General features: G+C 73.1%; 21 protein-coding genes and 1 pseudogene. 11 read left to right on the top strand and 11 right to left on the bottom strand.

Annotated features, from left to right (window positions below):
• Window positions 1-82: 82 nt before the first annotated feature.
• Both AB0947_RS11210 and AB0947_RS11205 read right to left on the bottom strand, forming a co-directional pair.
• Entirely contained in the window at window positions 83-1447 is a 1365-nt protein-coding gene (locus tag AB0947_RS11210) for an APC family permease (protein ID WP_366750073.1), read from the bottom strand.
• A gap of 91 nt (window positions 1448-1538) precedes the next feature.
• Window positions 1539-2408, bottom strand: a complete 870-nt coding sequence (locus AB0947_RS11205) for a carbon-nitrogen hydrolase family protein (RefSeq protein ID WP_366750071.1) — start codon at window positions 2406-2408, stop codon at window positions 1539-1541.
• 80 nt (window positions 2409-2488) lie between these two features.
• Here AB0947_RS11205 and AB0947_RS11200 point away from each other — a divergent pair, with 80 nt between their 5' ends.
• Window positions 2489-3316 (top strand): GntR family transcriptional regulator, encoded by an 828-nt coding sequence (locus AB0947_RS11200; protein WP_366750069.1) that lies wholly within the window; start codon window positions 2489-2491, stop codon window positions 3314-3316.
• 1 nt (window position 3317) lies between these two features.
• Here the strand turns inward: AB0947_RS11200 and AB0947_RS11195 are convergent, their stop codons facing one another.
• The 3 genes from AB0947_RS11195 to AB0947_RS11185 all read right to left on the bottom strand — a co-directional run bounded on the left by AB0947_RS11195 (window position 3318) and on the right by AB0947_RS11185 (window position 6663).
• Window positions 3318-5081: a SpoIIE family protein phosphatase gene (locus AB0947_RS11195; protein ID WP_366750068.1), complete on the bottom strand. Its 1764-nt coding sequence runs from the start codon at window positions 5079-5081 to the stop codon at window positions 3318-3320.
• Window positions 5082-5323: 242 nt separating this feature from the next.
• Window positions 5324-6094 (bottom strand): SDR family oxidoreductase, encoded by a 771-nt coding sequence (locus AB0947_RS11190; RefSeq protein ID WP_366750067.1) that lies wholly within the window; start codon window positions 6092-6094, stop codon window positions 5324-5326.
• A gap of 143 nt (window positions 6095-6237) precedes the next feature.
• Window positions 6238-6663, bottom strand: coding sequence for a DUF2267 domain-containing protein (locus AB0947_RS11185; RefSeq protein ID WP_366750065.1), 426 nt, complete (start codon window positions 6661-6663; stop codon window positions 6238-6240).
• A gap of 155 nt (window positions 6664-6818) precedes the next feature.
• Between AB0947_RS11185 and AB0947_RS11180 the strand changes: the two are divergent.
• The 5 genes and pseudogenes from AB0947_RS11180 to AB0947_RS11160 all read left to right on the top strand — a co-directional run.
• Window positions 6819-7136 (top strand): annotated as a pseudogene (locus AB0947_RS11180) (CBS domain-containing protein); the annotation flags it as partial.
• A 119-nt stretch (window positions 7137-7255) separates the two neighbouring features.
• Entirely contained in the window at window positions 7256-7561 is a 306-nt protein-coding gene (locus AB0947_RS11175; protein ID WP_366750303.1) for a MerR family transcriptional regulator, read from the top strand.
• Window positions 7562-7789: 228 nt separating this feature from the next.
• Window positions 7790-7993, top strand: coding sequence for a cold-shock protein (locus AB0947_RS11170; protein ID WP_007383480.1), 204 nt, complete (start codon window positions 7790-7792; stop codon window positions 7991-7993).
• Between the two features lie 178 nt (window positions 7994-8171).
• The gene (locus tag AB0947_RS11165) at window positions 8172-9695 is read left to right on the top strand and encodes a DEAD/DEAH box helicase (RefSeq protein ID WP_366750063.1); all 1524 of its coding nucleotides are present in this window, start codon (window positions 8172-8174) and stop codon (window positions 9693-9695) included.
• A gap of 88 nt (window positions 9696-9783) precedes the next feature.
• Window positions 9784-10086 carry an SCO5918 family protein gene (locus tag AB0947_RS11160; protein ID WP_366750062.1) on the top strand — a complete coding sequence of 101 codons (303 nt, stop codon included), beginning with the start codon at window positions 9784-9786 and terminating at the stop codon, window positions 10084-10086.
• Between the two features lie 258 nt (window positions 10087-10344).
• Here the strand turns inward: AB0947_RS11160 and AB0947_RS11155 are convergent, their stop codons facing one another.
• Window positions 10345-11538 carry an FAD-dependent oxidoreductase gene (locus AB0947_RS11155; RefSeq protein ID WP_366750061.1) on the bottom strand — a complete coding sequence of 398 codons (1194 nt, stop codon included), beginning with the start codon at window positions 11536-11538 and terminating at the stop codon, window positions 10345-10347.
• 115 nt (window positions 11539-11653) lie between these two features.
• Window positions 11654-12598: an RNA polymerase sigma factor SigJ gene (gene sigJ / locus AB0947_RS11150; RefSeq protein WP_366750060.1), complete on the bottom strand. Its 945-nt coding sequence runs from the start codon at window positions 12596-12598 to the stop codon at window positions 11654-11656.
• Window positions 12599-12851: 253 nt separating this feature from the next.
• Between sigJ and ctaD the strand changes: the two genes are divergently transcribed.
• The 4 genes from ctaD (at window position 12852) to AB0947_RS11130 (ending at window position 16102) form a co-directional block, all read left to right on the top strand.
• Window positions 12852-14576, top strand: a complete 1725-nt coding sequence (gene ctaD / locus AB0947_RS11145) for a cytochrome c oxidase subunit I (protein ID WP_366750059.1) — start codon at window positions 12852-12854, stop codon at window positions 14574-14576.
• A gap of 26 nt (window positions 14577-14602) precedes the next feature.
• Window positions 14603-14923 (top strand): cytochrome C oxidase subunit I, encoded by a 321-nt coding sequence (locus tag AB0947_RS11140; protein WP_366750302.1) that lies wholly within the window; start codon window positions 14603-14605, stop codon window positions 14921-14923.
• A gap of 87 nt (window positions 14924-15010) precedes the next feature.
• Window positions 15011-15421: a hypothetical protein gene (locus AB0947_RS11135; RefSeq protein WP_366750058.1), complete on the top strand. Its 411-nt coding sequence runs from the start codon at window positions 15011-15013 to the stop codon at window positions 15419-15421.
• Between the two features lie 27 nt (window positions 15422-15448).
• Complete coding sequence (locus AB0947_RS11130) at window positions 15449-16102, top strand: hypothetical protein (RefSeq protein ID WP_366750301.1); 654 nt, start codon at window positions 15449-15451, stop codon at window positions 16100-16102.
• A gap of 80 nt (window positions 16103-16182) precedes the next feature.
• Here AB0947_RS11130 and AB0947_RS11125 read toward each other — a convergent pair whose 3' ends face one another.
• The 3 genes from AB0947_RS11125 to AB0947_RS11115 all read right to left on the bottom strand — a co-directional run bounded on the left by AB0947_RS11125 (window position 16183) and on the right by AB0947_RS11115 (window position 18675).
• Window positions 16183-17130 (bottom strand): MIP family channel protein, encoded by a 948-nt coding sequence (locus tag AB0947_RS11125; protein ID WP_366750057.1) that lies wholly within the window; start codon window positions 17128-17130, stop codon window positions 16183-16185.
• Between the two features lie 110 nt (window positions 17131-17240).
• Window positions 17241-17906: an SDR family NAD(P)-dependent oxidoreductase gene (locus tag AB0947_RS11120; RefSeq protein ID WP_366750056.1), complete on the bottom strand. Its 666-nt coding sequence runs from the start codon at window positions 17904-17906 to the stop codon at window positions 17241-17243.
• Window positions 17907-17988: 82 nt separating this feature from the next.
• Complete coding sequence (locus tag AB0947_RS11115; protein WP_366750055.1) at window positions 17989-18675, bottom strand: DUF6445 family protein; 687 nt, start codon at window positions 18673-18675, stop codon at window positions 17989-17991.
• A gap of 224 nt (window positions 18676-18899) precedes the next feature.
• On the opposite strand from AB0947_RS11115, the gene AB0947_RS11110 reads away from it, so the two are divergent.
• Complete coding sequence (locus AB0947_RS11110; protein WP_366750300.1) at window positions 18900-19667, top strand: DUF4142 domain-containing protein; 768 nt, start codon at window positions 18900-18902, stop codon at window positions 19665-19667.
• A gap of 39 nt (window positions 19668-19706) precedes the next feature.
• Here AB0947_RS11110 and AB0947_RS11105 read toward each other — a convergent pair whose 3' ends face one another.
• The gene (locus AB0947_RS11105) at window positions 19707-21365 is read right to left on the bottom strand and encodes a glycoside hydrolase family 13 protein (RefSeq protein WP_366750054.1); all 1659 of its coding nucleotides are present in this window, start codon (window positions 21363-21365) and stop codon (window positions 19707-19709) included.
• Window positions 21366-21432: the final 67 nt, after the last annotated feature.

The raw sequence follows: 21432 nt of genomic DNA, 5'->3' as shown, positions 1-21432 counted from the left end.
GCGTGGCGCCGTCCGGCCCGTTCCACGGGCGGGCGGCGCCACGCCTCTTTTCCGGCCCGGTGACAGCGGCACCGGCCCGGGATCACACCCGCTCGGTGACGGCCGGCGCCTCCTCCTCGAAGGTCAGCTCCGGCGGGGGCGTGCGGAAACCTCGGGTCAGGTAGGCGAGGTAGCAGATGCCGAGGGCGAGCCAGCAGACGCCGAGGACGAGGGCCTTGGTGTCGAGGTGGGTCAGGAGCCAGATGTCCACCACTGCGCCGATCGCGGGGGCGACCACATGGCCGAGCGGACCGGGACGGCGGCCCGCGCGCCGTTCGCGCACGTAGGTGGCGATGACCGAGAAGTTGACGAAGGTGAAGGCGATGAAGGCGCCGAAGTTGATGAACGAGGTGGAGGTCGCCACGCTCAGGCGCAGGGCGATCAGGCCGACCACTCCGGTGAGGAGGATGTTGAGGACCGGGGTGCGGTAGCGGGGGTGGATGTGCCCGAAGATCCGGCGCGGCAGGACGGAGTCGCGGCCCATGGCGTAGAGCAGCCGGGACGTGCTCGCCTGCGCGGCGATGCCGGACGCGAACTGGGCCACCACCAGGCCGGCCAGGAAGACGGAGGAGAACAGGTCGCCGCCGATGGTCCGGGCGATCTCGAAGGCGGCCGAGCTGGGGTCGTCGAAGGAGCTGCCGGGGTGGGCCAGCTGGGTGGCCCAGGCGACGGCCACGAAGATGCCGCCGCCGATCAGGGCGATCAGCAGGATGGCCCGGGGCATGGTGCGCTGCGGCTCGATGGTCTCCTCGGTGAGCGTGGTGACCGCGTCGAAGCCGAGGAAGGAGTAGGCCGCGATCGCCGCTCCGGCGGAGATGCCCGCCAGGGTGGTGCCGTGGTTGGCGAACGGTGTCGTGCCGGCCAGCGCCCCGGCGCCCCCGACGTGCACCACGTGCCGCAGGGAGAGCGCGACGAAGATGCCGATGACCAGCACCTGGAAGGTCATGAGCAGGTCGTTGGCCCGCTCGGCGGTCTTGATGCCCCGCACGTTCAGGGCGGTGGTCAGCGCGATGAAGCCGATGATCCACACCCAGAACGGGACGGCGGGGAACTGGGCCTGGAGGTAGGCGCCGCCGATCAGCCAGATGACCATGGGCAGGAAGAAGTAGTCGAGCAGCGTGGCCCAGCCGATCAGGAAGCCCACCCGCGAGTCGATGGCCCTGCGGACGTAGGTGTACGCCGACCCGGCCACGGGGTGCGCGGCGGCCATCTTCCCGTAGCTGTGCGCGGTGAACAGCATGGCGAGCAGGGCCAGCAGATAGGCGGTGGGCACGGTGCCGCCGGTGCTCTCGGCCACGACGCCGAACGTGCCGAGCACGATCAGCGGGGTCATGTAGGCGAGGCCGAACAGGACGACGGATCTGAGCGTCAGCGCACGGGTGAGGCCCTGGGCGGATGCGTTCTCCATAGCGGGCTCCATGTCGGGCTCCATAGCGGGCTCCATGACGGGCTCCGGGGGGAGCTCCGGGGGACGGGGACGGACGAGCGGGCGGGAGGATTCAGCCGGTGGCGGGGCGCCAGCGGCCGGGGTCGATGCGGCCGCCGTACAGCGGCAGGTCGATCGGGGTGTCGGCGTCGGTGAACTGGTCCCACATGCGGTTGAGCCCGGCCGTGCCGAAGGTGCGGACGCGCGTGACGTCGTCCAGGTCGAGCACGTCGGTCAGCACGGTGGGGGCCGAGTCGGGGGCCTCGGCGCGCACCCGTCCCTCGGGGTCCACCACCAGGCTGCGGCCGGTGCCGAGGGGGCCGGCGGTGTTGACGCTGAGCACGAAGACCTGGTTGACGATGGCGTTGGCCCGGGCCAGCACCAGTTCCTGGGCGCGGTCCGCCGTGGTGGTCATGACCGGGTTGACGATCGCCTCGGCGCCCAGCCAGGCCAGCTGGCGCGCGACCTCCGGGAACCAGGCGTCGTAGCAGATGGAGATGCCGATGCGGCCGACGCCGGGCAGGTCCGCCACGACGAAGCGGTCGCCGGGGTCGTACGGCTCGTGCGGCCGCCACGGGAAGATCTTGCGGTACGAGGCGACGAGGCGGCCCTCCGGCGAGTAGACCGGCGCCGTGTTGAACAGCTCGCCCCGCTCGCCGCGCTCGCACACGGTGCCCGGTACGAGCCAGATGCCCAGGTCGCCGGCCAGCTCGGCGAGCTGCCGGGAGCGGGGGCCGTCCAGCGGCTCGGCGGCCTCCTGGAGCTGCTCGGTCGCCGACGGCGAACCGTCGACGCCGCACAGGTGCAGTTCCGGGTACACGGCGAGGCGGGTCTGCGGGAAGCGGTCCAGCAGCTGCCCGACGTCCTCGGCGAATCCGGACAGGGGTGCCGTCGCCGGGCGGGGAGGTGCCTGGACGAGGGCGAGGGGGAGGGGACGGGACATGGCGAGGAAATTAGCTCAAGGTGAGCTGTTAATCAATAGAATCATTTTGATCCGATTTCCGTTCTCGCTACATTGACGGCATGCCTCACCCCCAGGACGGCCCCGCCCCTGACGGCCCCGACCCTGACGGCTCCGACACGCGGACGGCCGGCGCGGCGGCGCTGCCCTTCGACGCCCCCGCGCTCGACGGCATCCGCCGGCTCACGGCCCTGGACACCGTGCGCGCGCGCATCGGGCTCGCCGTCGACCTGGGACTGCTCGCCCCGGGCGAGAAGCTCCCCACGACCGACCGGATAGCCGCGGCGCTCGACGTCGGGGAGATCACCGTCCGCCGCGCGCTGTCCACGCTCTGCCAAGACGGCGTCCTGGAGCGCCGCCGGGGCCGCAACGGAGGCACCCGGGTCGCCGAGCGGCCGGCCCGGGGCGTGGTCGGCGCGATGGACGACTACCGCGCGCGGAACAGCGAGGTCCACGCGCTCGTCGACCAGCGGCTCGTGCTGGAGTGCGGCCTCGCCCACCTGGCCGCCCGCAACGCCGACGAAGCCGCCCTGGCGCACCTGGAGCGGCTGGCCGACGAGATGGACCAGGTGCCGACCTGGGCGGAGTTCCACGGCTGTGACGAACGGTTCCACCTCGCCGTCGCCGCCGCCACCGGCGTCCCCGCGGCGGCCGAGGCCTACCGCGGCGTGCTCCAGCAGCTGTACCGCTTCTACCTGCCCTACCCGATGGACGCCCTGCGCGAGTCCAACCTCGAACACCGCGCCCTCGTCGACGCCCTGCGCGCCGGGGACACCGCGGCGGCGGCCGACATCGCGCGCCGGCACGTGGAAGTGCTCCACCGGACCATGTTCGTGGGGCTGCTGGAGACGGCCGGGGGCCGCGGGAGCGAGCCGGGCGGGACCGCCTGACTCACCGTCCGCGGGGCTCCGGCCGGCCCGGGCGCGGCTGGGGCGGTGTGCGCAGGGCGAGGAGGGCCACGTCGTCGAGGCCGGGCGGGTGGACGCGGCGCAGGAGCTGGTCGGTGAGGGACGGCAGCGGGCGGTGGGCGAGGGCCGCGGCGTGCTGGCGCAGCCGGCTCAGGCCCTCGTCGAGGGTGTAACCGGGTGCCTCGATGAGGCCGTCGGTGTACAGCAGCAGGGTGCAGCCCGGGGGCAGCACCACGCTGGCGTCGGGGCGGGGCGCGCCGGCCCCCGTGCCCAGCAGGAGGCTGTGACCTTCGGTGAGGTAGTCGGCCAGACCGTCGCGGGTGACGAGCAGGGGCGGGGGGTGGCCGGCGTTCGTCCAGGTCAGCTTCCAGTTGCCGTCGTCCGTCCGGGTGAGCCGGGCGAGGATGAGGGTGGCCATGGTGACGTCGGTGATGGGCATGATCGCCTCATCGAGCCGCTGGACGATGCGGCTGGGCGGTTCCTGCTGGGACCAGGCGTAGGCGCGGAGCATGTTGCGCAGCTGGGCCATGCCGGCCGCGGCCTCCAGGTCGTGGCCCACGACGTCCCCGATGGCCAGGGCGGTGGCACCGTCGGGCAGGGTGAAGGCGTCGTACCAGTCGCCGCCGACCTGGGAGGCGTCCGGGGCGGGCAGGTAGCGGACGGCCATCTGGAGTCCGGGGACCCGCGGCATCTGCGGCAGCAGGTGGTTCTGCATGGTCTCGGCGACCGCGCGCTGGCGCTGGTAGAGGCGGGCGTTGTCCAGCGCCACGCCGGCGCGGCGGGCGATGTCCTCCAGCAGGGGCAGGTCGGCGGTGGTGAAGTCCCCCGGCTTCCCGGCCCGGCCCAGGGTGAGGGCCCCGAGGACCTCCCGGGTGCCGCGGATGGGGGCGATGGCCGCCGAGTGGATGCCCGTGGCCTCGAACAGACGGCGCTGCTCGACGGCGATGCCGGAATCCGGGGCACGCCGGTACGTGGCCGGCCCGGCCAGGGCGGAGGCGACACCGCGCAGTGCCCGGGACAGCGGCATCGGCGACTCCTCGGGCACCGGCGGCATCGGCCCTTGCAGGTCCTCGTGGTGGACCAGGCGGTCGCCCTCTGCGTGCACCACGGCGGTGCGCCACACCTCGTCGTGCTCGGTGATCAGGTCGATGACGGCCCAGTCCGCCAGCCGGGGCAGCACCAGGGACACCAGCCGGCGCAGTGCCTCGTCGACGTCGAGGGTGGAGGTCAGCCGGGTGGTGGTCTCGGCGAGCAGGGCCAGCCGTTCGAAGTCGGTCAGCGTCTCGGTGGCCCGCTCCGGGTGCGGCTCGGCGACGTCCGCCCGCTCGGGGGTGTGGAAGAGGGCGAGCGTGCCGGTCCGCCGGTCGCCGGTGTCGCCGAGGTCGTACGGGGCGATCATCCAGGAGACGGGCAGCAGGGAGCCGTCACCGCGCAGGAAGTGCTCCGTGTGACCCTGCGCCGGGTTCCCGGCGTGGAACGCCTGGCGCATGGCGCACTGCGTCGTGGGCAGCGGCTGGCCCTGCGGCCCGCGGTGCAGCAGGTCGTGGGCGTCCTGGCCGAGCAGGTCCGCGGCGGGGCGGCCCAGCAGCCGTTCGGCGAGGGAGTTCACGGCGAGGATGTGCCCCTGCGCGTCGACGACGTAGGCTCCGGCGCCGATGGCTTCCACCGCGTCGGTGAGCCGGGCACGGGCACCGGGTTCCGTCCGCTGCCGCTGCCGGTCGGTCCCGGCTCTCTCCGCCCCTGCCATGTCGTGGCCTCCTGTGCTCGTGAGGCGCCGCGCGTGTACGTCGACCGGTGCCGTGGGCGCCTGGTCTTCCGTATGCCCCGTCACGGGCGGGAACTCTCCTGATGACGGGCGCACCGGCCCGGACAGCCGCAGGCACCGGCTCCCGGGCACCCCTCCCGCCGGCCCCGGCGAGGCGGACGGCCTCACCTCCCGGCAGCCCGCACCGCCGGCGCCGCCCGCACCTGGTGAACGACCGGCCGGCGCTACGCGGCGATGACGGCGACGCCCGTCCTGCCCCCGTCGACGTCCACCACGGTTCCGTGCACGAAGGCCGCCTCGTCGCCGGCCAGCCAGACCGCGGCATGGGCGATGGCGTCCGGCGTGCCGACGCCGCCGGCCGGGGTGCCCTTCATCATGACCTCGCCCGGATGCGGCTCGCCGCCCTCCGGCGCCGGGGGCAGGATCACGCCCGGTGAGACGGCGTTCACTCGCACGCCCAGCGGGCCGAACTCCGCGGCCCACGCCCGCGTGAGCGTCTCCATGGCCCCCTTGGTGGAGCTGTAGAGCGCACCGCTCGGCACGCCCAGGCGGGCGATCCACGAGCCGAGGTTGACGATCACCCCGGCGCCGGCCTCCGCCATGCCCGGGACGACGGCCGCCGTGAGGAAGAACGGCGCCTTGACGTTCACCGCGTAGACCCGGTCGAAGGTCTCCTCGTCGGTGGCGGCGGTGCCGGGGGCCGGGTAGACGCCCGCGTTGTTGACCAGGACGTCGATCCGCCCGCCCAGGGTCTCGCGGGCGCGGGCGGCCAGGTCGCGGGAGGCCGCGGCGCTGCCGTCGAGGTCCGCCGCCAGGAAGTCGGCCCGGCCGCCGGACGCGCGGATCCCCGCGACGACCTGGGTGCCCCGTTCCCGGTTCCGCCCGGACACGATGACGTGGGCCCCCTCCGCGGCGAACGCCTCCGCGATCGCCTGTCCGATGTTGCTGGTCGATCCGGTGACCAGTGCCGTCTTGTCCCGCAGCCGTCCGCCCATGGCGCGCTCTTCTCCTCGTCTCGCGGTGTGCGGGCCACTGTGCGCCGCAAAAAATGGACCGGCAAGTCCAGTCCGTGACGGCGCGGCCGACGGTACGGGCGGGGCGGGGCGGGCGGATCAGACGGTCCACCCGCCCCGGAGGGTCAGCGGTCCGGCCGTCCGGGCCCCGGGCCGGCTTCCGCGAACAGCGGCCCGAACTCCTCCGGAAGGGCACCGCGCAGGTCGGCCTCCAGGCCGGTGTCCTCGGCCGTGAGCCGGGAGACCACCGTCCGCGCCAGGAACAGCGCCTGCTCGGGGGTGGCGTCCACGGGCCGGCCGACATCGGCCAGCAACGCGTCGAGCGGATCGGCCGGCCCGGCCGGTGCCTCGCCGCCGTGCCGCCGCGCGCCGATCTCCAGGGCGCCCCGCTCGTGGGGCGGCACGGCCTGCCGCAGATGCTCCCGGTGCGGTGGGTCGAGGCGGCTGCTCAGCGCCGCGAGGACGAGGTGAACGGCGGCGTCGGCGGCCTCCTCGTCACCGAGACGGGCCCGTGACGCCACCTCTTCCACCAGATGCCGATGGCTGATCATGCTTCCTCCCGCTGGTGCGGTCAGGGGGTTGTCCTAAGGGTGGAGTAGCTGACGGGTGCCCGTGCGGACAGATGCGTACACCGCCCTACATATCGCACTGAAGCGGACATGGATCGCCGGAAGCGTGGCAGTCCGGCTGACGAAGTTGTTCGGCCGGCGCGGTGGTTACGGCCGGCGCGGTGGTGGGCCACCCGCGTGGCCTGGTGACGGACCGCGACCTCACCGTGCGCATCCTGGCGGAGGGCGGTGACGTCAGCGGTGTGCGCGTCGAGGACGCGTGCAGCACCGACCTGACCACGGTCACCCCCGACGACCCCGTCGACCGCGCGGTCGGCCTCATGCGGGAGAAGGCCGTGCGCCGGCTGCCGGTGGTCGGTCCCGAACGGGACCGCGTGGTCGGCATCGCCTCCCTGGGCGACCTGGCCGTCGAGCGCGACACCGACTCCGCGCCGAGCGAGATCAGCGCGGCCTAGCCCACCACGTAGGCCGGCCGGCGTTCCCGTCCACCGACACGCGTACTCCGTCCACCGACGGGTGGACGGCAGTACGCGCATCGGTTGCCGCGAGAGGAAGTCTGTCACGTCGAGGACAGATCTCTTGGGCCACCGGAGTCAGAGTCGGGGCTCCTCGCCGCGTCCCGGGACGAGGGTCGGCTCCCGCCTTCCCGCGGGCCATCGGCGAGGCCGAGCGGATCACCCCGCTGCGTTCGGAGGGCGGCCACCGCCGGTACTCACGCCGTCAGCTGCGCATCGCCGCCCGCGCCCGGGAGCTGGTGGACCGGGGCACGCCCGCCGAGGCCGCGTGCCGCACCATCCCCCTGGAGGGCCGGCTCGACGACGCCCTCCGCGTGCACCCGGACATGCGCCGACGGCCCGGCGAACGCGGTGCGGATATCTAGAGCCGCCACTGCAGAAATTCCGGCCACGACGGCGTCAGAATACCTGGACGATCACGAAAACACGTGGGGCTTCCGGCCTGCCTGTGTTAGCGTGATACCAGTTGCAGTTTTGGTTGCCAGAGATTTTTTCTTTGCAGAGCTTTCCGGATTCTTCCGGAGGGGTGATCATCGCGGCGACTCGGCTCCGTAAAGTGCGGAGTCCGGCATGGCCCCCAAGGGAGATTCAATATGGCATCTGGCACCGTGAAGTGGTTCAACGCGGAAAAGGGCTTCGGCTTCATCGAGCAGGACGGCGGCGGCGCCGACGTGTTCGCCCACTACTCGAACATCGCCACCTCCGGCTTCCGCGAGCTTCAGGAAGGCCAGAAGGTTACCTTCGACGTCACGCAGGGCCAGAAGGGCCCGCAGGCCGAGAACATCGTTCCTGCCTGACGCTGACGCGCTGCATGGTGCTGGGGCCCGCGCTCTCGAGGTGCGGGCCCCAGCCCGTTGTTTTCCCGGCCCAGGCCGGATTTTCGCATTTCCGTCGGCTCATTCTTGTGAATCCACGCGCGGCTCGTTCACCGCTGGGCGGAATTCCTCGATACGCCGCATCGAGGAAGGTTCCCTCATGAACCGCACCCGTCGCACCGGCGGCGACCCAGGCCGCTTCCGCGCGGACCGGACCTCCACCCGGACGGCCGGCGGCACGCGCGGCGGCCGTTCCCGTGCACAGGAGCAGGGCCGGCAGGGCGCCCGTCCGGGCACCGGACGCAGGAGCGGCGCGGGCGCGCGCTCCGGCACCCGCCGGCAGGAGTTCGCCCTGCCGGTCACCCTCACCGAACCGCTGCCCGCGGTCGAGACGTTCGCCGAACTGGACATGCCCGCGCGCCTGCTGGCCGCGCTCGGCGCCGAGGGCGTCACCGCGCCCTTCCCGATCCAGGCGGCCACGCTGCCGAACGCGCTGGCCGGCCGGGACGTCCTGGGCCGCGGGCGCACGGGCTCGGGCAAGACGCTCGCCTTCGGCCTGCCGCTGCTGGCCCGTCTGGACGGGCAGCGGGCCCAGCCCCGGCAGCCGCTCGCGCTCGTCCTCGTGCCCACCCGGGAACTGGCCCAGCAGGTCACCGACGCCCTCACCCCCTACGCCCGCGCCCTGCGGCTGCGGCTCGCCACGGTGGTGGGCGGCATGTCGATCGGCCGTCAGGCGAGCGCGCTGCGCGGCGGCGCCGAGGTCGTCGTGGCCACACCCGGCCGTCTGAAGGACCTCATCGAGCGGGGCGACTGCCGGCTGGACCAGGTCGCCGTCACCGTTCTGGACGAGGCCGACCAGATGGCCGACATGGGCTTCATGCCGCAGGTGACGGCCCTGCTCGACCAGGTCGCCGACGGCGGCCAGCGGCTGCTGTTCTCGGCCACCCTGGACCGCAACATCGACCTGCTGGTACGGCGCTACCTCCACGATCCCGTCGTGCACTCGGTCGACCCGTCCGCGGGAGCCGTCAGCACCATGGAGCACCATCTGCTGCACGTGCACGACGACGACAAGCACACCGCAGCGACCGAGATCGCCGCCCGGGACGGGCGGGTGATCATGTTCCTGGACACCAAGCACGCGGTCGACCGGATGGCCAGGCACCTGCTGTCCGTCGGGGTGCGCGCCTCGGCCCTGCACGGCGGCAAGTCGCAGCCGCAGCGCAACCGCACGCTCGCCCAGTTCAAGGACGGCCACGTCACGGTCCTCGTGGCGACCAACGTCGCCGCCCGCGGCATCCACGTCGACGGCCTCGACCTCGTCGTCAACGTCGACCCGCCCGGGGACCACAAGGACTACCTGCACCGGGGCGGCCGTACCGCCCGGGCCGGCGAGTCCGGCACGGTCGTCACCCTCGTCCTGCCGCACCAGCGGCGTGCGATGGACCGTCTGATGGCCGACGCCGGCATCACCGCGAGCAGCGTCCGGGTCCGCCCCGGCGAGGCCGAACTGCACCGCATCACCGGCGCCCGCACCCCCTCCGGCGTGCCCGTCACGGTCACCGTGCCGGCCGCCGAACGCAGCGAGCGCACCGCGTCCGCCCCGCGCAGCCGCCGGGGACGCGCCGCCGGCCGGGGGGCGGCCGCCCGCACCCGTCGCTCCGCCCCGAGGAACAACTCGTAGTCCAGGCACCGGGATTCGCTCCCCGCGTCCGGGGCGAGCCTACGGTCGATCCCTCCGCTGTCCCTCCCCCAACCCTGTGGAGTCCGCCATGCGCTGTGTCATCGCCCGTTTCCCCTTCGACCTGACCAAGAGCGAGGTCGAGCAGTCGATGAACGGGATCTCGCCCGAACCGGTCACCGGCATCTCGGTGAGCATCGGCCGCCGCGTCTACCCCGTCATGCAGGTCGGCGAAGTGATCACCAAGCAGGACCGCCGCGACTTCACGTCGGGCGAGATGCGCCGGGCGCTGACCCGGCTCGGCTTCACCTGCCACGACGCGCCCCCGGCCGCGCCGGCCGCGCCCGCCGCGGCCCCGGCCCCGCGCGCCAACGAGGACGCCTGGCGCTGGTGACCTCCCGGTGACCACGGCGTCCTGGTTCACGGGTGTGAGCCGCGTGGGATGTGGCACCCGGAGACGGAGCGGGCCGGACCTGCGCACCGCGTCCCGTGCGGCAACCGGTTCGGCCACGAGCCGGGTGCCGTGCCGGGGCGCGACGGCCCGCGCCGCCCGGTTGTCGCCGCGAACCGCCGACGACAACCGGTGTGGCCCGCGCGGCGGACCCCGGACGCCGTGCGCCCGGGACGCGGGACCCCGGGCCGACCGCCGGGTTCAGGCAGGTGCGTTCGCCCGTGCCACCGCGTCCGTCCGCTCCCGCACCACGCGCCGCCGCGGGGCCGGGACGAACAGCGGGTTGGCGACGCCCCAGGCCGCGCCCTTGCAGACCAGTTCCTTGTAGACGGCGGCGATCCGGCCGGTCAGGGCCGCCCGCACCGCGCGGTCGTCGGCGGTGACGTACTGGATCAGGCCCTCCTTGCGGCCCAGCGAGACGCACTGGTTGAAGTAGCGCAGCGGCACCTTCGGGAGCTTGCCGCCGGTCAGGCGCGCCGCGATGGCGTCGGCGGCCTGCCAGGCGGTGGGGACGCCCGAGGCGCACGACATCCGCAGCGGCTTGTCGCCGGGGCCCATCGCCAGGGCCGCGTCGCCGACGGCGTACACGTCCGGGTGCGAGACCGAGCGCATGGACCGGTCGACGACGATCTGGCCGGTGCCGGTGACCTCGAGGCCGGTGGCCCGCGCGATCGGGTGGACGGTGAAGCCGGTGGTCCAGACGGTGACCGCGGCCGGGACCGCGGTCCCGTCGGCGGTGGTGACGCGGTCGGCCGCCACAGCCGTGACGTCGGTGTGCTCGTGCACCGTGACGCCGAGCCCGGCGAAGACCTTGCGCACGTGCGCGCGGCCCTTCGCGGAGAGCCAGTCGCCGAGGCCGCCGCGGGCGACGAGGGCGACGTCGAGGTCCGGGCGGGCCTCGGCGATCTCGGCCGCCGCCTCCAGACCGGTGAGGCCGCCGCCGACCACGACCACCGGCTGCCCGGCCGTCAGCCCGGCCAGCCGCTCGCGCAGCCGCAGCGCTCCGGCACGGCCCGCGATCTCGTGGGCGTGCTCCGCCACGCCGGGCACGCCCTGGTCGTTCCAGCCGCTGCCCAGGGCGTACACGAGGGTGTCGTACTCCAGTTCCCCGGGGCCGTCCGCGTCGGTGACGGCGACCGTCCTGCGGTCGACGTCGACGGCGGTGACCCGTGCGAGCCGCAGCCGCACACCGGTGCCCGCGAACATCTCGCTGAACGGCCGGGGCTTGAGGTCCTGGCCGGTGGCGAGCTGGTGCAGCCGGACGCGCTCGACGAAGTCGGGTTCGGCGTTGACGAGGGTGAGGGAGACGTCTTCGGGGCGCAGCCGCCTGGCGAGGCGCCCGGCGGTGATGGCTCCGGTGTATCCGGCTCCGAGGACGACGATGCGGTGCTGCATTTCCTGGCTCCTGTCTTGAGCGGATTCGCCCCTTGAACCGGGCGGCCCGCCGTTTCCTGACAGGAACGGGGTGTGAAGCACGTCACACCGGGGTCGGTGGGGGTGGAAACCGGGATCAGAAGGGGTGGAGCAGGGGTTCGCCGTGGTCGGTGGCCGCCCAGTGCCGGGTCGCGCGTTCGAGCTTGTCCGGGTTGGCCTGGCCGCGGAACGCGCGGATGCCGTCGGCGGTGACCTCCAGGCAGATGACGCCGACGACCCGCCCGTCGAGGACCGCCACGACGGCCGGCTCGCCGTTGGCGGTGGTGGCGTAGATCCCGGGCGAGCCGCCGACCAGGTTGCGCTTGGCCGTGCCGGGCTTGAACAGGCCCCGCATGAACGTGGCGACCGCGAGCGCGCCCTCGAACGCCTTGGTGCGGGCCGGGACCTTGCCGCCGCCGTCGCCGATCGAGACGGCGTCCTGGGTGAGCAGCCGCACCAGCGGCTCGGTCCGGCCGCTGGTGGCGGCGGCCAGGAACTCCTCGACGATCCGCCGGGCGGCGGCCTCGTCGATCTCGATGCGGGCCTTGCCGTCCGCGACGTGCTTCTTGGCTCGGTGGAGGATCTGCTGGCTCGCGGCCTCGCTGATGTCGAGGATCTCGGCGATCTCCCGGTGCGGGTAGTCGAAGGCCTCCCGCAGCACGTACACCGCCCGCTCGTTGGGGGCCAGCCGCTCCAGCAGGGTGAGGACGGCGTACGACACCGACTCGCGCTGTTCCGCGGTGTCGGCCGGGCCCAGCATCGGGTCCCCGGCGAGCAGCGGCTCGGGCAGCCACTGGCCCACGTAGGTCTCGCGCCGCGCGCGGGCCGAGGTGAGCTGGTTGAGGCAGAGGTTGGTGAGCACCTTCGTCAGCCAGGCCTCGGGGACCTCGACGTGGCCGGCGCCGGCGGCCTGCCAGCGCAGGAACGTCTCCTGCACGGCGTCCTCGGCCTCGCTCGCCGAGCCGAGCAGGCGGTAGGCGATGGCCTCCAGCCGGGGCCGGGCCGCCTCGAACCGCTCCACGTCGCTCACTGTCAGGGCCATGCCCGGGATCCTAGCCGCCTCGGCTCCCGCCGGGCGGGGCCGCGGGTTCTTCCCGCACGAGGTCCACGAGGCCCGCCGCGACGCGAGGGAGGGCCACGAAACCCCGGCTCGTTGGGCCGGACGGGTGTATCCGTCATCCGAATGGCCGCACGTCGCACGCTCAGGGCCCCCGGCGCGGCCCCGCGTGGCGAGGATGGCGGGTGACCGACGTCCTGTCGTGGGCGGACGGCGAGCATCGGGAGACGGACGACTGGTGAGCATCCTCAACGAACCACAGGGCGGTGGCGCCCCAGCCGAGGACTCGTACGAGAACGAGTTGCCGGTCCGGCGCAAGCAGCCCGGCAATGTAGTGGTGAGGTGGCTGACGACCACCGACCACAAGACGATCGGCACCCTCTATCTGTCGACGTCGTTCGGGTTCTTCCTGGCCGGCGGGGTGATGGCGCTGATCATCCGCGCCGAACTCGCCCGTCCCGGACTCCAGATCATCTCGAAGGAGCAGTACAACCAGCTGTTCACGATGCACGGCACCGTGATGCTGCTGATGTTCGCCACCCCGCTGTTCGCCGGCTTCACCAACTGGATCATGCCGCTGCAGATCGGCGCGCCCGACGTGGCCTTCCCCCGGCTGAACATGTTCGCCTACTGGCTGTACCTGTTCGGCTCGCTCATCGCGGTGGCCGGCTTCCTCACCCCGAACGGCGCGGCCGACTTCGGCTGGTTCGCCTACACGCCCCTGTCCGACGCGATCCGCACCCCCGGGGTCGGCGCGAACATGTGGATCCTGGGTCTGGCGTTCTCCGGCTTCGGCACCATCCTCGGTGCCGTCAACTTCATCACCACGATCACCGCGATGCGCGCGCCCGGCATGACCATGTTCCGCATGCCGATCTTCACCTGGAACGTGCTGCTGACCAGTGTCCTGGTCCTGTTCGCCTTCCCGGTGCTGGCCGCCGCCCTGTTCGCGCTGGCGGCCGACCGCATTCTCGGCGCCCACGTGTACGACGCGGCCAACGGCGGCCCCCTCCTGTGGCAGCACCTCTTCTGGTTCTTCGGCCATCCGGAGGTGTACATCATCGCGCTGCCGTTCTTCGGCATCGTCACCGAGGTCATCCCGGTGTTCTCGCGCAAGCCGATCTTCGGCTACATGGGCCTGGTCGCCGCGACCATCGCCATCGCCGGACTGTCGGTCACGGTGTGGGCGCACCACATGTTCCCCACCGGCGCCGTGCTGCTGCCGTTCTTCTCCTTCACGACCTTCCTGATCGCCGTGCCGACCGGGGTGAAGTTCTTCAACTGGATCGGCACGATGTGGAAGGGCTCGCTGTCCTTCGAGACACCGATGCTCTGGGTGACCGGCTTCCTCGTGACGTTCCTCTTCGGTGGTCTGACCGGTGTCATCCTGGCCTCCCCGCCCATGGACTTCCACGTGACGGACAGCTACTTCGTGGTGGCCCACTTCCACTACGTCGTCTTCGGCACGGTGGTCTTCGCGATGTTCGCCGGCTTCCACTTCTGGTGGCCCAAGTTCACCGGCAAGATGCTCGACGAGCGCCTGGGCAAGATCTGCTTCTGGACCCTGTTCACCGGCTTCCACGGCACCTTCCTGGTCCAGCACTGGCTGGGTGCCGAGGGCATGCCGCGCCGCTACGCCGACTACCTGGCCGCCGACGGCTTCACCGCGCTGAACACGGTGTCCTCCATCAGCTCCTTCCTGCTCGGCCTGTCGATCCTGCCGTTCCTCTACAACGTCTGGAAGACGGCCAAGTACGGCACGCCGGTCGGCACGGACGACCCGTGGGGCTACGGCCGCTCGCTGGAGTGGGCGACCTCCTGCCCGCCGCCCCGGCACAACTTCGTCACCCTGCCCCGCATCCGCAGCGAATCCCCGGCGTTCGACCTGCACCACCCGGACATCGCCATGCGGGAGCAGGAGGGCCACAGCACCGCGATCACGAGCGACCGGGGCCGGGAGTGAGCGGTCTGCCCCAGCAGGGGACCGGAGTGGGCGGCGACCTCGGCAACGAGGCCGAGGGCTATCTGCTGTGGCAGGCCAGGGTCGCGGAGGCGGAGCAGCGCGCCCGGGAGTTCGCCGGCTCCCTCGACTGGCTGACGACGGCGCAGCGTGAGGAGGTCGAGCGGCGGTACACCGCCGACAGCCTGCTGCGGGCCCGGGCCGACCTCGAACGCGTCGCGGCCCGGTGCGTGTCGCTGCGGGCCGAGTACGAGCAGCGGTACGCCGAACTGCGGCGGCGCTGCGTGGGCGTGGCGCTCGCGGTGTGCGCCGGCTTCACCGCCCTGGCCGCCCTGTTGCTGGCCCTCTGACCCGCGCCGGCCGGTTTGCCGCGGCACGCGTGGGTCACTCGGGACCGGTGGTGTCCAGGGGGGCACGAGGTGACCGGGAGGAAGCCGATGAGCGCGGTGACCGTGGCCCGGGCGCAGGGCCTGTTCAATCTCGTCGGCGGTGGGTGGCCCCTGCTGCACCTGCGCAGCTTCGAGTGGGTCTTCGGGCCGAAGACCGACGTCTGGCTCCAGCGGACGACGGCGGGGCTGCTCGCCACGACCGGCTGGAGCCTGCTGCGCACCGGTCCGGCCCCGGAATCGCTCGGCCAGGCGCGCCGGGCGGGCATCGGGTCCGCCGTGACCCTGCTGGCCGTCGACCTCGTCTACGTGCCCCTCGGCCGGATCCGCCCCACGTACCTGCTCGACGCGGCGATGCAGGCGGGCTGGCTGGCGGCCTGGTGGCGGTGCGGGAGGCCGCGGTGCGCGAAGCCCGGCGGGAAGCGGCGGGGCGGTGCCCGGTCCGTGCCGCGCTTGCGGTGACGCGGTGCCGCGGTGACGGGTGACGCGATGCCCGGCCGGCGGACGCGGACGCGTTTCGAGGGGTGGATCGTCGGGACCGGGACGGCGTCCGGCACCCGGGTGGTGCTGGGCCACTGGTGCCGGTCGCCGTTCGGGCGGTTCAGCGACGTCATGGTCGAGCGGGCGGACGGGCACCGGCTGCTGCTGGCGCCCTCCCGGCGGACCGCCGACTTCATCGCCGCGACCTACACCTTCGACGACGTGGAGGTCACGCCCGTCACCGTACGGGTCGCCGGCCGGCACTGGGAGATCACGGCCGGCCCGCTGGACCTGCGCCTCACCACCGGCCCGCGCGGCCTCATGGGCCGGCTGCTGCGCGCCGTGCCCGCGCCGCTCGCCGCCCGGCCGGCCTGGACGGTGCTGACGTACCCGCCCGCGCGGCTGCTGCTCGGCGTGCGCACCCGGGGCAGCGCGGGCGGCGGGCGGCGCGAGTGGTACGGCGCCCTGGACCTGCTGCCGGTCGTGTCGGCCACCACGGTGTACGACGGCCGGGACCAGGGTCCGCTCGCGCCGGTCGCGCCGCCCGTGCGGTTCGGGTTCGGCTCCACGCCCCGCGCGCCCAGCGCCGTACGGGTGGTCACGACCGTCGGGCTCCGCCTGTCTCCCGGCCCGCGCCGCGGGCCGGCCACTCGGACCAGCTGAGATTCCGGACCGGCTCGTCGCCGAGCAGGAGAACGACCCCGAGGCGCCGTCTGGCACCTGCCCGGCGCGGTGCCTCCCGGCTACTCCTCCTCGCTGGTCTTCACGTGTGTCGCCCTGCCCGGCTCCGGCAGCTGGGCCAGCTCGGAGCGCAGGAGCAGTACGTCGCCGATGAACAGGTCGTAGACCACGATCCCGATCACGCCGCCGACCAGCGGACCGACGATCGGGATCCACCAGTACGCGCTGAAGGAGCCGGACACGCTCCCCGGGAACGCCAGGCTGCCCCAGCCCGCCGCGTAGGTGAGCAGGCGCGGCCCGAAGTCCCGGGCCGGGTTGATGGCGTAGCCGGCGTTCGCGCCGTAGGACATGCCGACCGCGGCGACGACGAAGCCCACGACCAGCGGGCCGAGATTGGCCCTGACGGCCTGGTTGCGCAGGTCGAGCACGGCCGCGATCAGCATGAGCAGGAAGGCCGTGCCGACGATCTGGTCGATGAGCGGCCCCCAGATGCCGCCGTGGAAGTACGCGGCCGGGAACGTGGCGAAGATCGAGAACGTGGTGTTGGTGTGCCCGTTCACCTTCGGTCCCGGCACGGTGCTGTCGTAGGCGTCGATCGCGTTGTGGTAGACGAGGTAGACCAGCGCGGCACCGGTGAGGGCGCCGACGACCTGCGCGAACCAGTACGGCAGCACCTTGGCCCAGGGGAAGCCGCGGCGCACGGCCATGGCCAGGGTCACCGCCGGGTTGATGTGGGCGCCGCTGACGCCGCCGGCCACGTAGACGCCGAAGACGACGGCCATCGCCCAGCCCCAGGTGATCAGCAGCCAGTCACCGGCCGCGAGGAAGATCGTGGTGGGGGTGGCGGCCCGGCCCGAACCGGGCAGCGCCGCGACCGCCATCGCGACCACACCGCAGCCGAAGGCGATGAGGACGAAGGTCCCGAGGAACTCCGCCAGGCACTCGCCGAGCAGCCCGCCCCGGCTTCTGAGCCGTGACGTCTTGACGAGCGGAGGGATGTCGACAGCCATGGAGGCCCCCTTGAAGAGAGCGAAGCGGCCAATAGCCCCATATTGGCCCACAACGTCACTCCCCGCAGGGTGACCGCTTCCAGCCGGTCATCGGCCGGGTCAGCGGCCGCTCAGCCGTCGAGGTCGTCGGCGTAGTGCCGGAACCCGTGCCGCTCCCGGTGCAGGCTCCACAGCCGCTCCGCGAGCACACCCGGGTCCTTGCGCTCGTGACCTGCCGTGATGACCCCGGGAATGACCAGCTGGGCGACATGGATGCCCTCGCCCGCCAGCCGGTCGTGCAGCAGGTGCCCGTACGCGCTCTCCGCCGCGAAGGCGATCGAGGTGCCGGCCCGCTCGGGATGCGGTACGGCGGCGCTCCCGCCGTTGACGAACAGGATCGTCCCGCGCCCCAGCCGTCGCATGCCCGGCAGCACCTGCTGCACGGCGGCCACCGGCCCGTACACGGAGAACTCGATCGGCCCCACCAGGTCCCGGTGCCGGGTCTCCAGCACGGGCCGCATGAAGTCGCGGTGCGGCACCGGGCTGTACTGGAGCACCTCGACGGTCCCGAGGGCGTCGGCCAGCTCGTCCAGCGCCGCGGCCAGCCGCTCCGGCCGGCGCACGTCGGCGGCGAACCCGCGGGCGGTGACGCCCTCGGCCGCCAGTGCGCCGGCGATCGCGTCCAGCCGCCCCCGGTCCCGGGCGACGAGCCCGACGGCGAACCCCTCGCGCCCGAACCGCCGGGCGACGGCGGTCCCGAGTCCCGGCCCGGCTCCCACGATGGCGACACTGCTCATACCGGTCATGGGTACCTCGTGCCCGGCCCCCTCACACCGTCCGCGGCCGGACGCGGGGCCGGGCGGTGTGCGGCCGTACCGGTCAGGCCATCCAGAAGAACACCGCCGTCATCCGCTTCTCCTCCAGCGTCCGGCCGGAGTAGCCGGTCGCGCTGTGCACCAGGTTGGCGTGGTAGAGCAGCAGGCGGTTGTACCGGTGCGGGACGCGGACGTCCTCCTCGAAGTGGTCCGCCGGGACGAACCGCGTCCCCAGCGCCTCGACCAGGTTGGTGTGCGGGGCCTGCACGATGTTGCCGCCGAGCCGGCCGCCCGGCAGCGACTGGCGGTAGAAGGCGGTCCCGCAGTCCTTGGGCGCCCGGGGGTTGAGGTAGAGCACGGCCGCGTACCGGCACAGCGCGCGGGAGTCGGTGTGCGGACGGGGCTCGCTCTCGCCCTCGCCGACCACCTGGACGCAGTTGTGGTTGAGGGTGCCGCCGCCCGGCGCCCGCTGCACCCACAGCTCCCGCGCCCCGGTCGCCTTCCGCACCAGCCGCTCGATCCGGGCGAGTTCCCCGGGCTCCAGGGCGGGCATGGCGCGCAGGCCGGGCCAGGTCTCGGAGGTGTACGGGTACCCCTCGGCCCAGTCGTCCTTGGCCAGACACCGCTCCCGTACGGCGTCGGCGTCCGGCAGGACGTCGTCCAGCACCCAGTAGTCGCGGCCCCGGGTGGGCTTGCGGTAGGGCAGGACGGGCAGCGCGGCGGGGGGCCGGTGAGGCGACGGCGGGGGCATGCGGCGAATCTAGGGGCGGACCCGGTCTGCCTTCTCCCGGGGAGTGGTCAACCTTGTGCCGGGCAGCGGTCAACCTTGTGCCAACCGCCCCGGAAGATTCTTTACCCGCGCGCACTGAGCCGAACGGCCTCCGCGTCCGTACTGCTGTGCGTCCGAACGACGGGCGGGACCCGCAGGCAGGAGGAACGGTGCGCTTTTCGCGGAACGCGACGGGAACTCTCTTCGTGGGCGGTGCGATGGCCCTGACCCTCGCGGCCCTCGCCTACCCGGGCATGCTCGGGCTGAGCACCGTCTCCAGCTCACAGTCGCGGATCATCGCGCAGACGCAGTGGGGACCGCTCACCGAGGCGGACCGGGACTTCGTGGTCAAGGTGCGGGCGGCCGGCCTGTGGGAGTACCCGCTCGGCCAGATCGGGCTCCAGAAGGGCTCCAGCAAGGGGGTCCGGACGGCCAGCGAGCACCTGATCGACGGGCACGCCGCGCTGGACGCGTCCTGCCGCAAGATCGGCCCCATGCTGAACATCACGCTGCCCAACGTGGCGAGTCCGCAACAGGTCGGCTTCGTCAACCAGTTGAAGGGCGAGAGCGGCAAGCAGTTCGACACCGACTTCGCCAACATCCTGCGGATGACGCACGGCTCGATCTTCAACACGATCGCGAAGATCCGCTCCACCACCAAGAACTCGCTGGTGCGGGCCCTCGCCGACCAGGCCAACGACACCGTCCTGGACCACATGACGGTGATGGAGAAGACCGGTCTGGTCGACTTCGACCAGACCATCTTCAACCAGACCACCCCGCCGAAGCTGCCGTCGTCCGACCTGACGCCGCCCGCCCCGCCGGCGGGCCAGCCGGAGGTGGTGCTCACCCCGCCGCCGACCGCCACGTCCACCCCGCTGGACCTCGGCGCCCTCGGCGGCGGCACCAGCGGTACGGGCGGCGGCGGTGCGGGCGCCGGCCTCACCCCCAGCCCGGCGCCGCCGGCCGGCTAGGGTCTTCCGGCTGATCCGGCCTCGGCCGAACGAGAGGCCCTAGGCCAGCCAGACCGTGGTGTCCGGCGGCAGGACCCTCCCCTCCGGCAGCGGGCCGCTGCTCAGCAGGACCTCGCCCGGTGGCAGCGGCACCGGCTCGCCGCCGAGGTTCGTGACGTTCCGCCAGGTCTCGGTGCGGCCGAAGTCCAGGACGTCCCGGGGCGCGTCCGGCGTCCAGGTCAGCGTCTCGCCCTGGAGGAGCTTGCGGCGCAGCCGCAGGGCCGAGCGGTACAGCTCCAGCGTGGAGCCCTCGGCGCCGGCCTGCGCCTCCACGGCGTACCCGGCGAAGGCCGCCGGCTGCGGCAGCCAGCCGGGCCCGGGCCCGAAGCCGTACGACGGTCCGGTCGTCGTCCACGGCAGCGGCACCCGGCAGCCGTCGCGGCCCTTGCGGACATGGCCGGTCTGCTCCCAGATCGGGTCCTGGAGCACCTCGGTGGGCAGGTCGGCGACCTCGGGCAGGCCGAGTTCCTCCCCCTGGTACAGGTACGCGGAGCCGGGCAGCGCCAGCATCAGCAGGGTCGCCGCCCGGGCCCGGCGCAGTCCGGCCGCCGTGTCGATCGCGGGCGCGGCGCCGCCGGACAGCAGCCAGGCGGCCGGGTCGGTGCCGGCCGGCAGCACGAGCCGGGAGGCGTGCCGCACGACGTCGTGGTTGGACAGCACCCAGGTCGCGGAGGCGCCGGCGGCCCGGGCCGTGACCAGCGAGGCGGCGATGACGTCCCGCAGCTCCTCCGCGTCCCAGCGCGCCTCCAGGTACTCGAAGTTGAAGGCCTGGCCGAGTTCGTCCGGGCGGGCGTACAGGGCGCGGCGGGCCCCGGGGACCCAGGCCTCGGCGACGGCGGTGCGCGGCGGGCGGTAGGCGTCGAAGATCTTGCGCCAGTCGCGGTAGATCTCGTGGACCTCGTCCCGGTCCCAGTAGGGGTGGCTGCCCGGCGGCACCAGCGGCAATGCCTGCTCGCCGGTCGCGCCGATGCCGCCGATGTCCCGCAGCGGCTCGGTGAGGTCCTTGGCCAGGCCGTGGGCGACGTCCACGCGGAAGCCGTCCACGCCCCGGTCCGACCAGAACCGCAGGGTGCTGCGGAAGTCGGCGCGGACCTCCTCGTCGTCCCAGTTCAGGTCGGGCTGTTCGGGGGCGAACAGGTGCAGGTACCACTCCCCGTCGGGCACCCGCCGCCAGGCGCTGCCGCCGAACACCGACTGCCAGTCGCTGGGCGGCAGTTCACCGTGCGCGCCGCGCCCCGCCCGGAAGACGTACCGCTCCCGGGCGGCGGACCCGGGTCCGGCACGCAGCGCCTCCTGGAACCAGCGGTGCAGGTGGGAGGTGTGGTTGGGGACGATGTCCACGACCACCTTGAGCCCGAGCCGGTGCGCCTCGCCCACCAGGGCGTCGAAGTCGTCCAGGGTGCCGAGGCGCTCGTCGACCCCGCGCGGGTCGATGACGTCGTAGCCGCCGTCGGCGAGTTCGGAGGGGTAGAAGGGGCTCAGCCACAGGGCGTCCACGCCGAGGGAGGCGAGATGGCCCAGGCGTTCGGTGATGCCCCGCAGGTCGCCGAGGCCGTCACCGTCGGCGTCGGCGAAGCTGCGCGGATAGATCTGGTAGACGACGGCCTGCCGCCACCAGTCGGGGTTCCTGGACGAGAGGTCCGGCGAGAGGTCTGCCATACGGGCTCCCAGGGGACGGACGACGGTACGGAATCTGTATCCGTCCACATTGCCCGGAAAGGGAACC

It is taken from the genome of Streptomyces sp. NPDC047841 (assembly GCF_040704085.1).
Classification (GTDB): domain Bacteria; phylum Actinomycetota; class Actinomycetes; order Streptomycetales; family Streptomycetaceae; genus Streptomyces; species Streptomyces argyrophylli.
This window is presented reverse-complemented; position numbering and strand designations above follow the sequence as displayed.

Excerpts from the sequence above, each read along its gene's own strand:
- AB0947_RS11155 (WP_366750061.1), bottom strand. The coding sequence starts at position 11,538 with ATGCAGCACCGCATCGTCGTCCTCGGAGCCGGATACACCGGAGCCATC.
- AB0947_RS11195 (WP_366750068.1), bottom strand. The coding sequence starts at position 5,081 with ATGGCAGGGGCGGAGAGAGCCGGGACCGACCGGCAGCGGCAGCGGACG.
- AB0947_RS11200 (WP_366750069.1), top strand. The coding sequence starts at position 2,489 with ATGCCTCACCCCCAGGACGGCCCCGCCCCTGACGGCCCCGACCCTGAC.
- AB0947_RS11170 (WP_007383480.1), top strand. The coding sequence starts at position 7,790 with ATGGCATCTGGCACCGTGAAGTGGTTCAACGCGGAAAAGGGCTTCGGC.
- AB0947_RS11190 (WP_366750067.1), bottom strand. The coding sequence starts at position 6,094 with ATGGGCGGACGGCTGCGGGACAAGACGGCACTGGTCACCGGATCGACC.
- AB0947_RS11205 (WP_366750071.1), bottom strand. The coding sequence starts at position 2,408 with ATGTCCCGTCCCCTCCCCCTCGCCCTCGTCCAGGCACCTCCCCGCCCG.
- sigJ (WP_366750060.1), bottom strand. The coding sequence starts at position 12,598 with ATGGCCCTGACAGTGAGCGACGTGGAGCGGTTCGAGGCGGCCCGGCCC.
- AB0947_RS11105 (WP_366750054.1), bottom strand. The coding sequence starts at position 21,365 with ATGGCAGACCTCTCGCCGGACCTCTCGTCCAGGAACCCCGACTGGTGG.
- AB0947_RS11160 (WP_366750062.1), top strand. The coding sequence starts at position 9,784 with ATGCGCTGTGTCATCGCCCGTTTCCCCTTCGACCTGACCAAGAGCGAG.
- AB0947_RS11185 (WP_366750065.1), bottom strand. The coding sequence starts at position 6,663 with ATGATCAGCCATCGGCATCTGGTGGAAGAGGTGGCGTCACGGGCCCGT.
- AB0947_RS11125 (WP_366750057.1), bottom strand. The coding sequence starts at position 17,130 with ATGGCTGTCGACATCCCTCCGCTCGTCAAGACGTCACGGCTCAGAAGC.
- AB0947_RS11130 (WP_366750301.1), top strand. The coding sequence starts at position 15,449 with ATGCCCGGCCGGCGGACGCGGACGCGTTTCGAGGGGTGGATCGTCGGG.
- AB0947_RS11165 (WP_366750063.1), top strand. The coding sequence starts at position 8,172 with ATGAACCGCACCCGTCGCACCGGCGGCGACCCAGGCCGCTTCCGCGCG.
- AB0947_RS11120 (WP_366750056.1), bottom strand. The coding sequence starts at position 17,906 with ATGAGCAGTGTCGCCATCGTGGGAGCCGGGCCGGGACTCGGGACCGCC.
- AB0947_RS11115 (WP_366750055.1), bottom strand. The coding sequence starts at position 18,675 with ATGCCCCCGCCGTCGCCTCACCGGCCCCCCGCCGCGCTGCCCGTCCTG.
- AB0947_RS11135 (WP_366750058.1), top strand. The coding sequence starts at position 15,011 with ATGAGCGCGGTGACCGTGGCCCGGGCGCAGGGCCTGTTCAATCTCGTC.
- AB0947_RS11210 (WP_366750073.1), bottom strand. The coding sequence starts at position 1,447 with ATGGAGAACGCATCCGCCCAGGGCCTCACCCGTGCGCTGACGCTCAGA.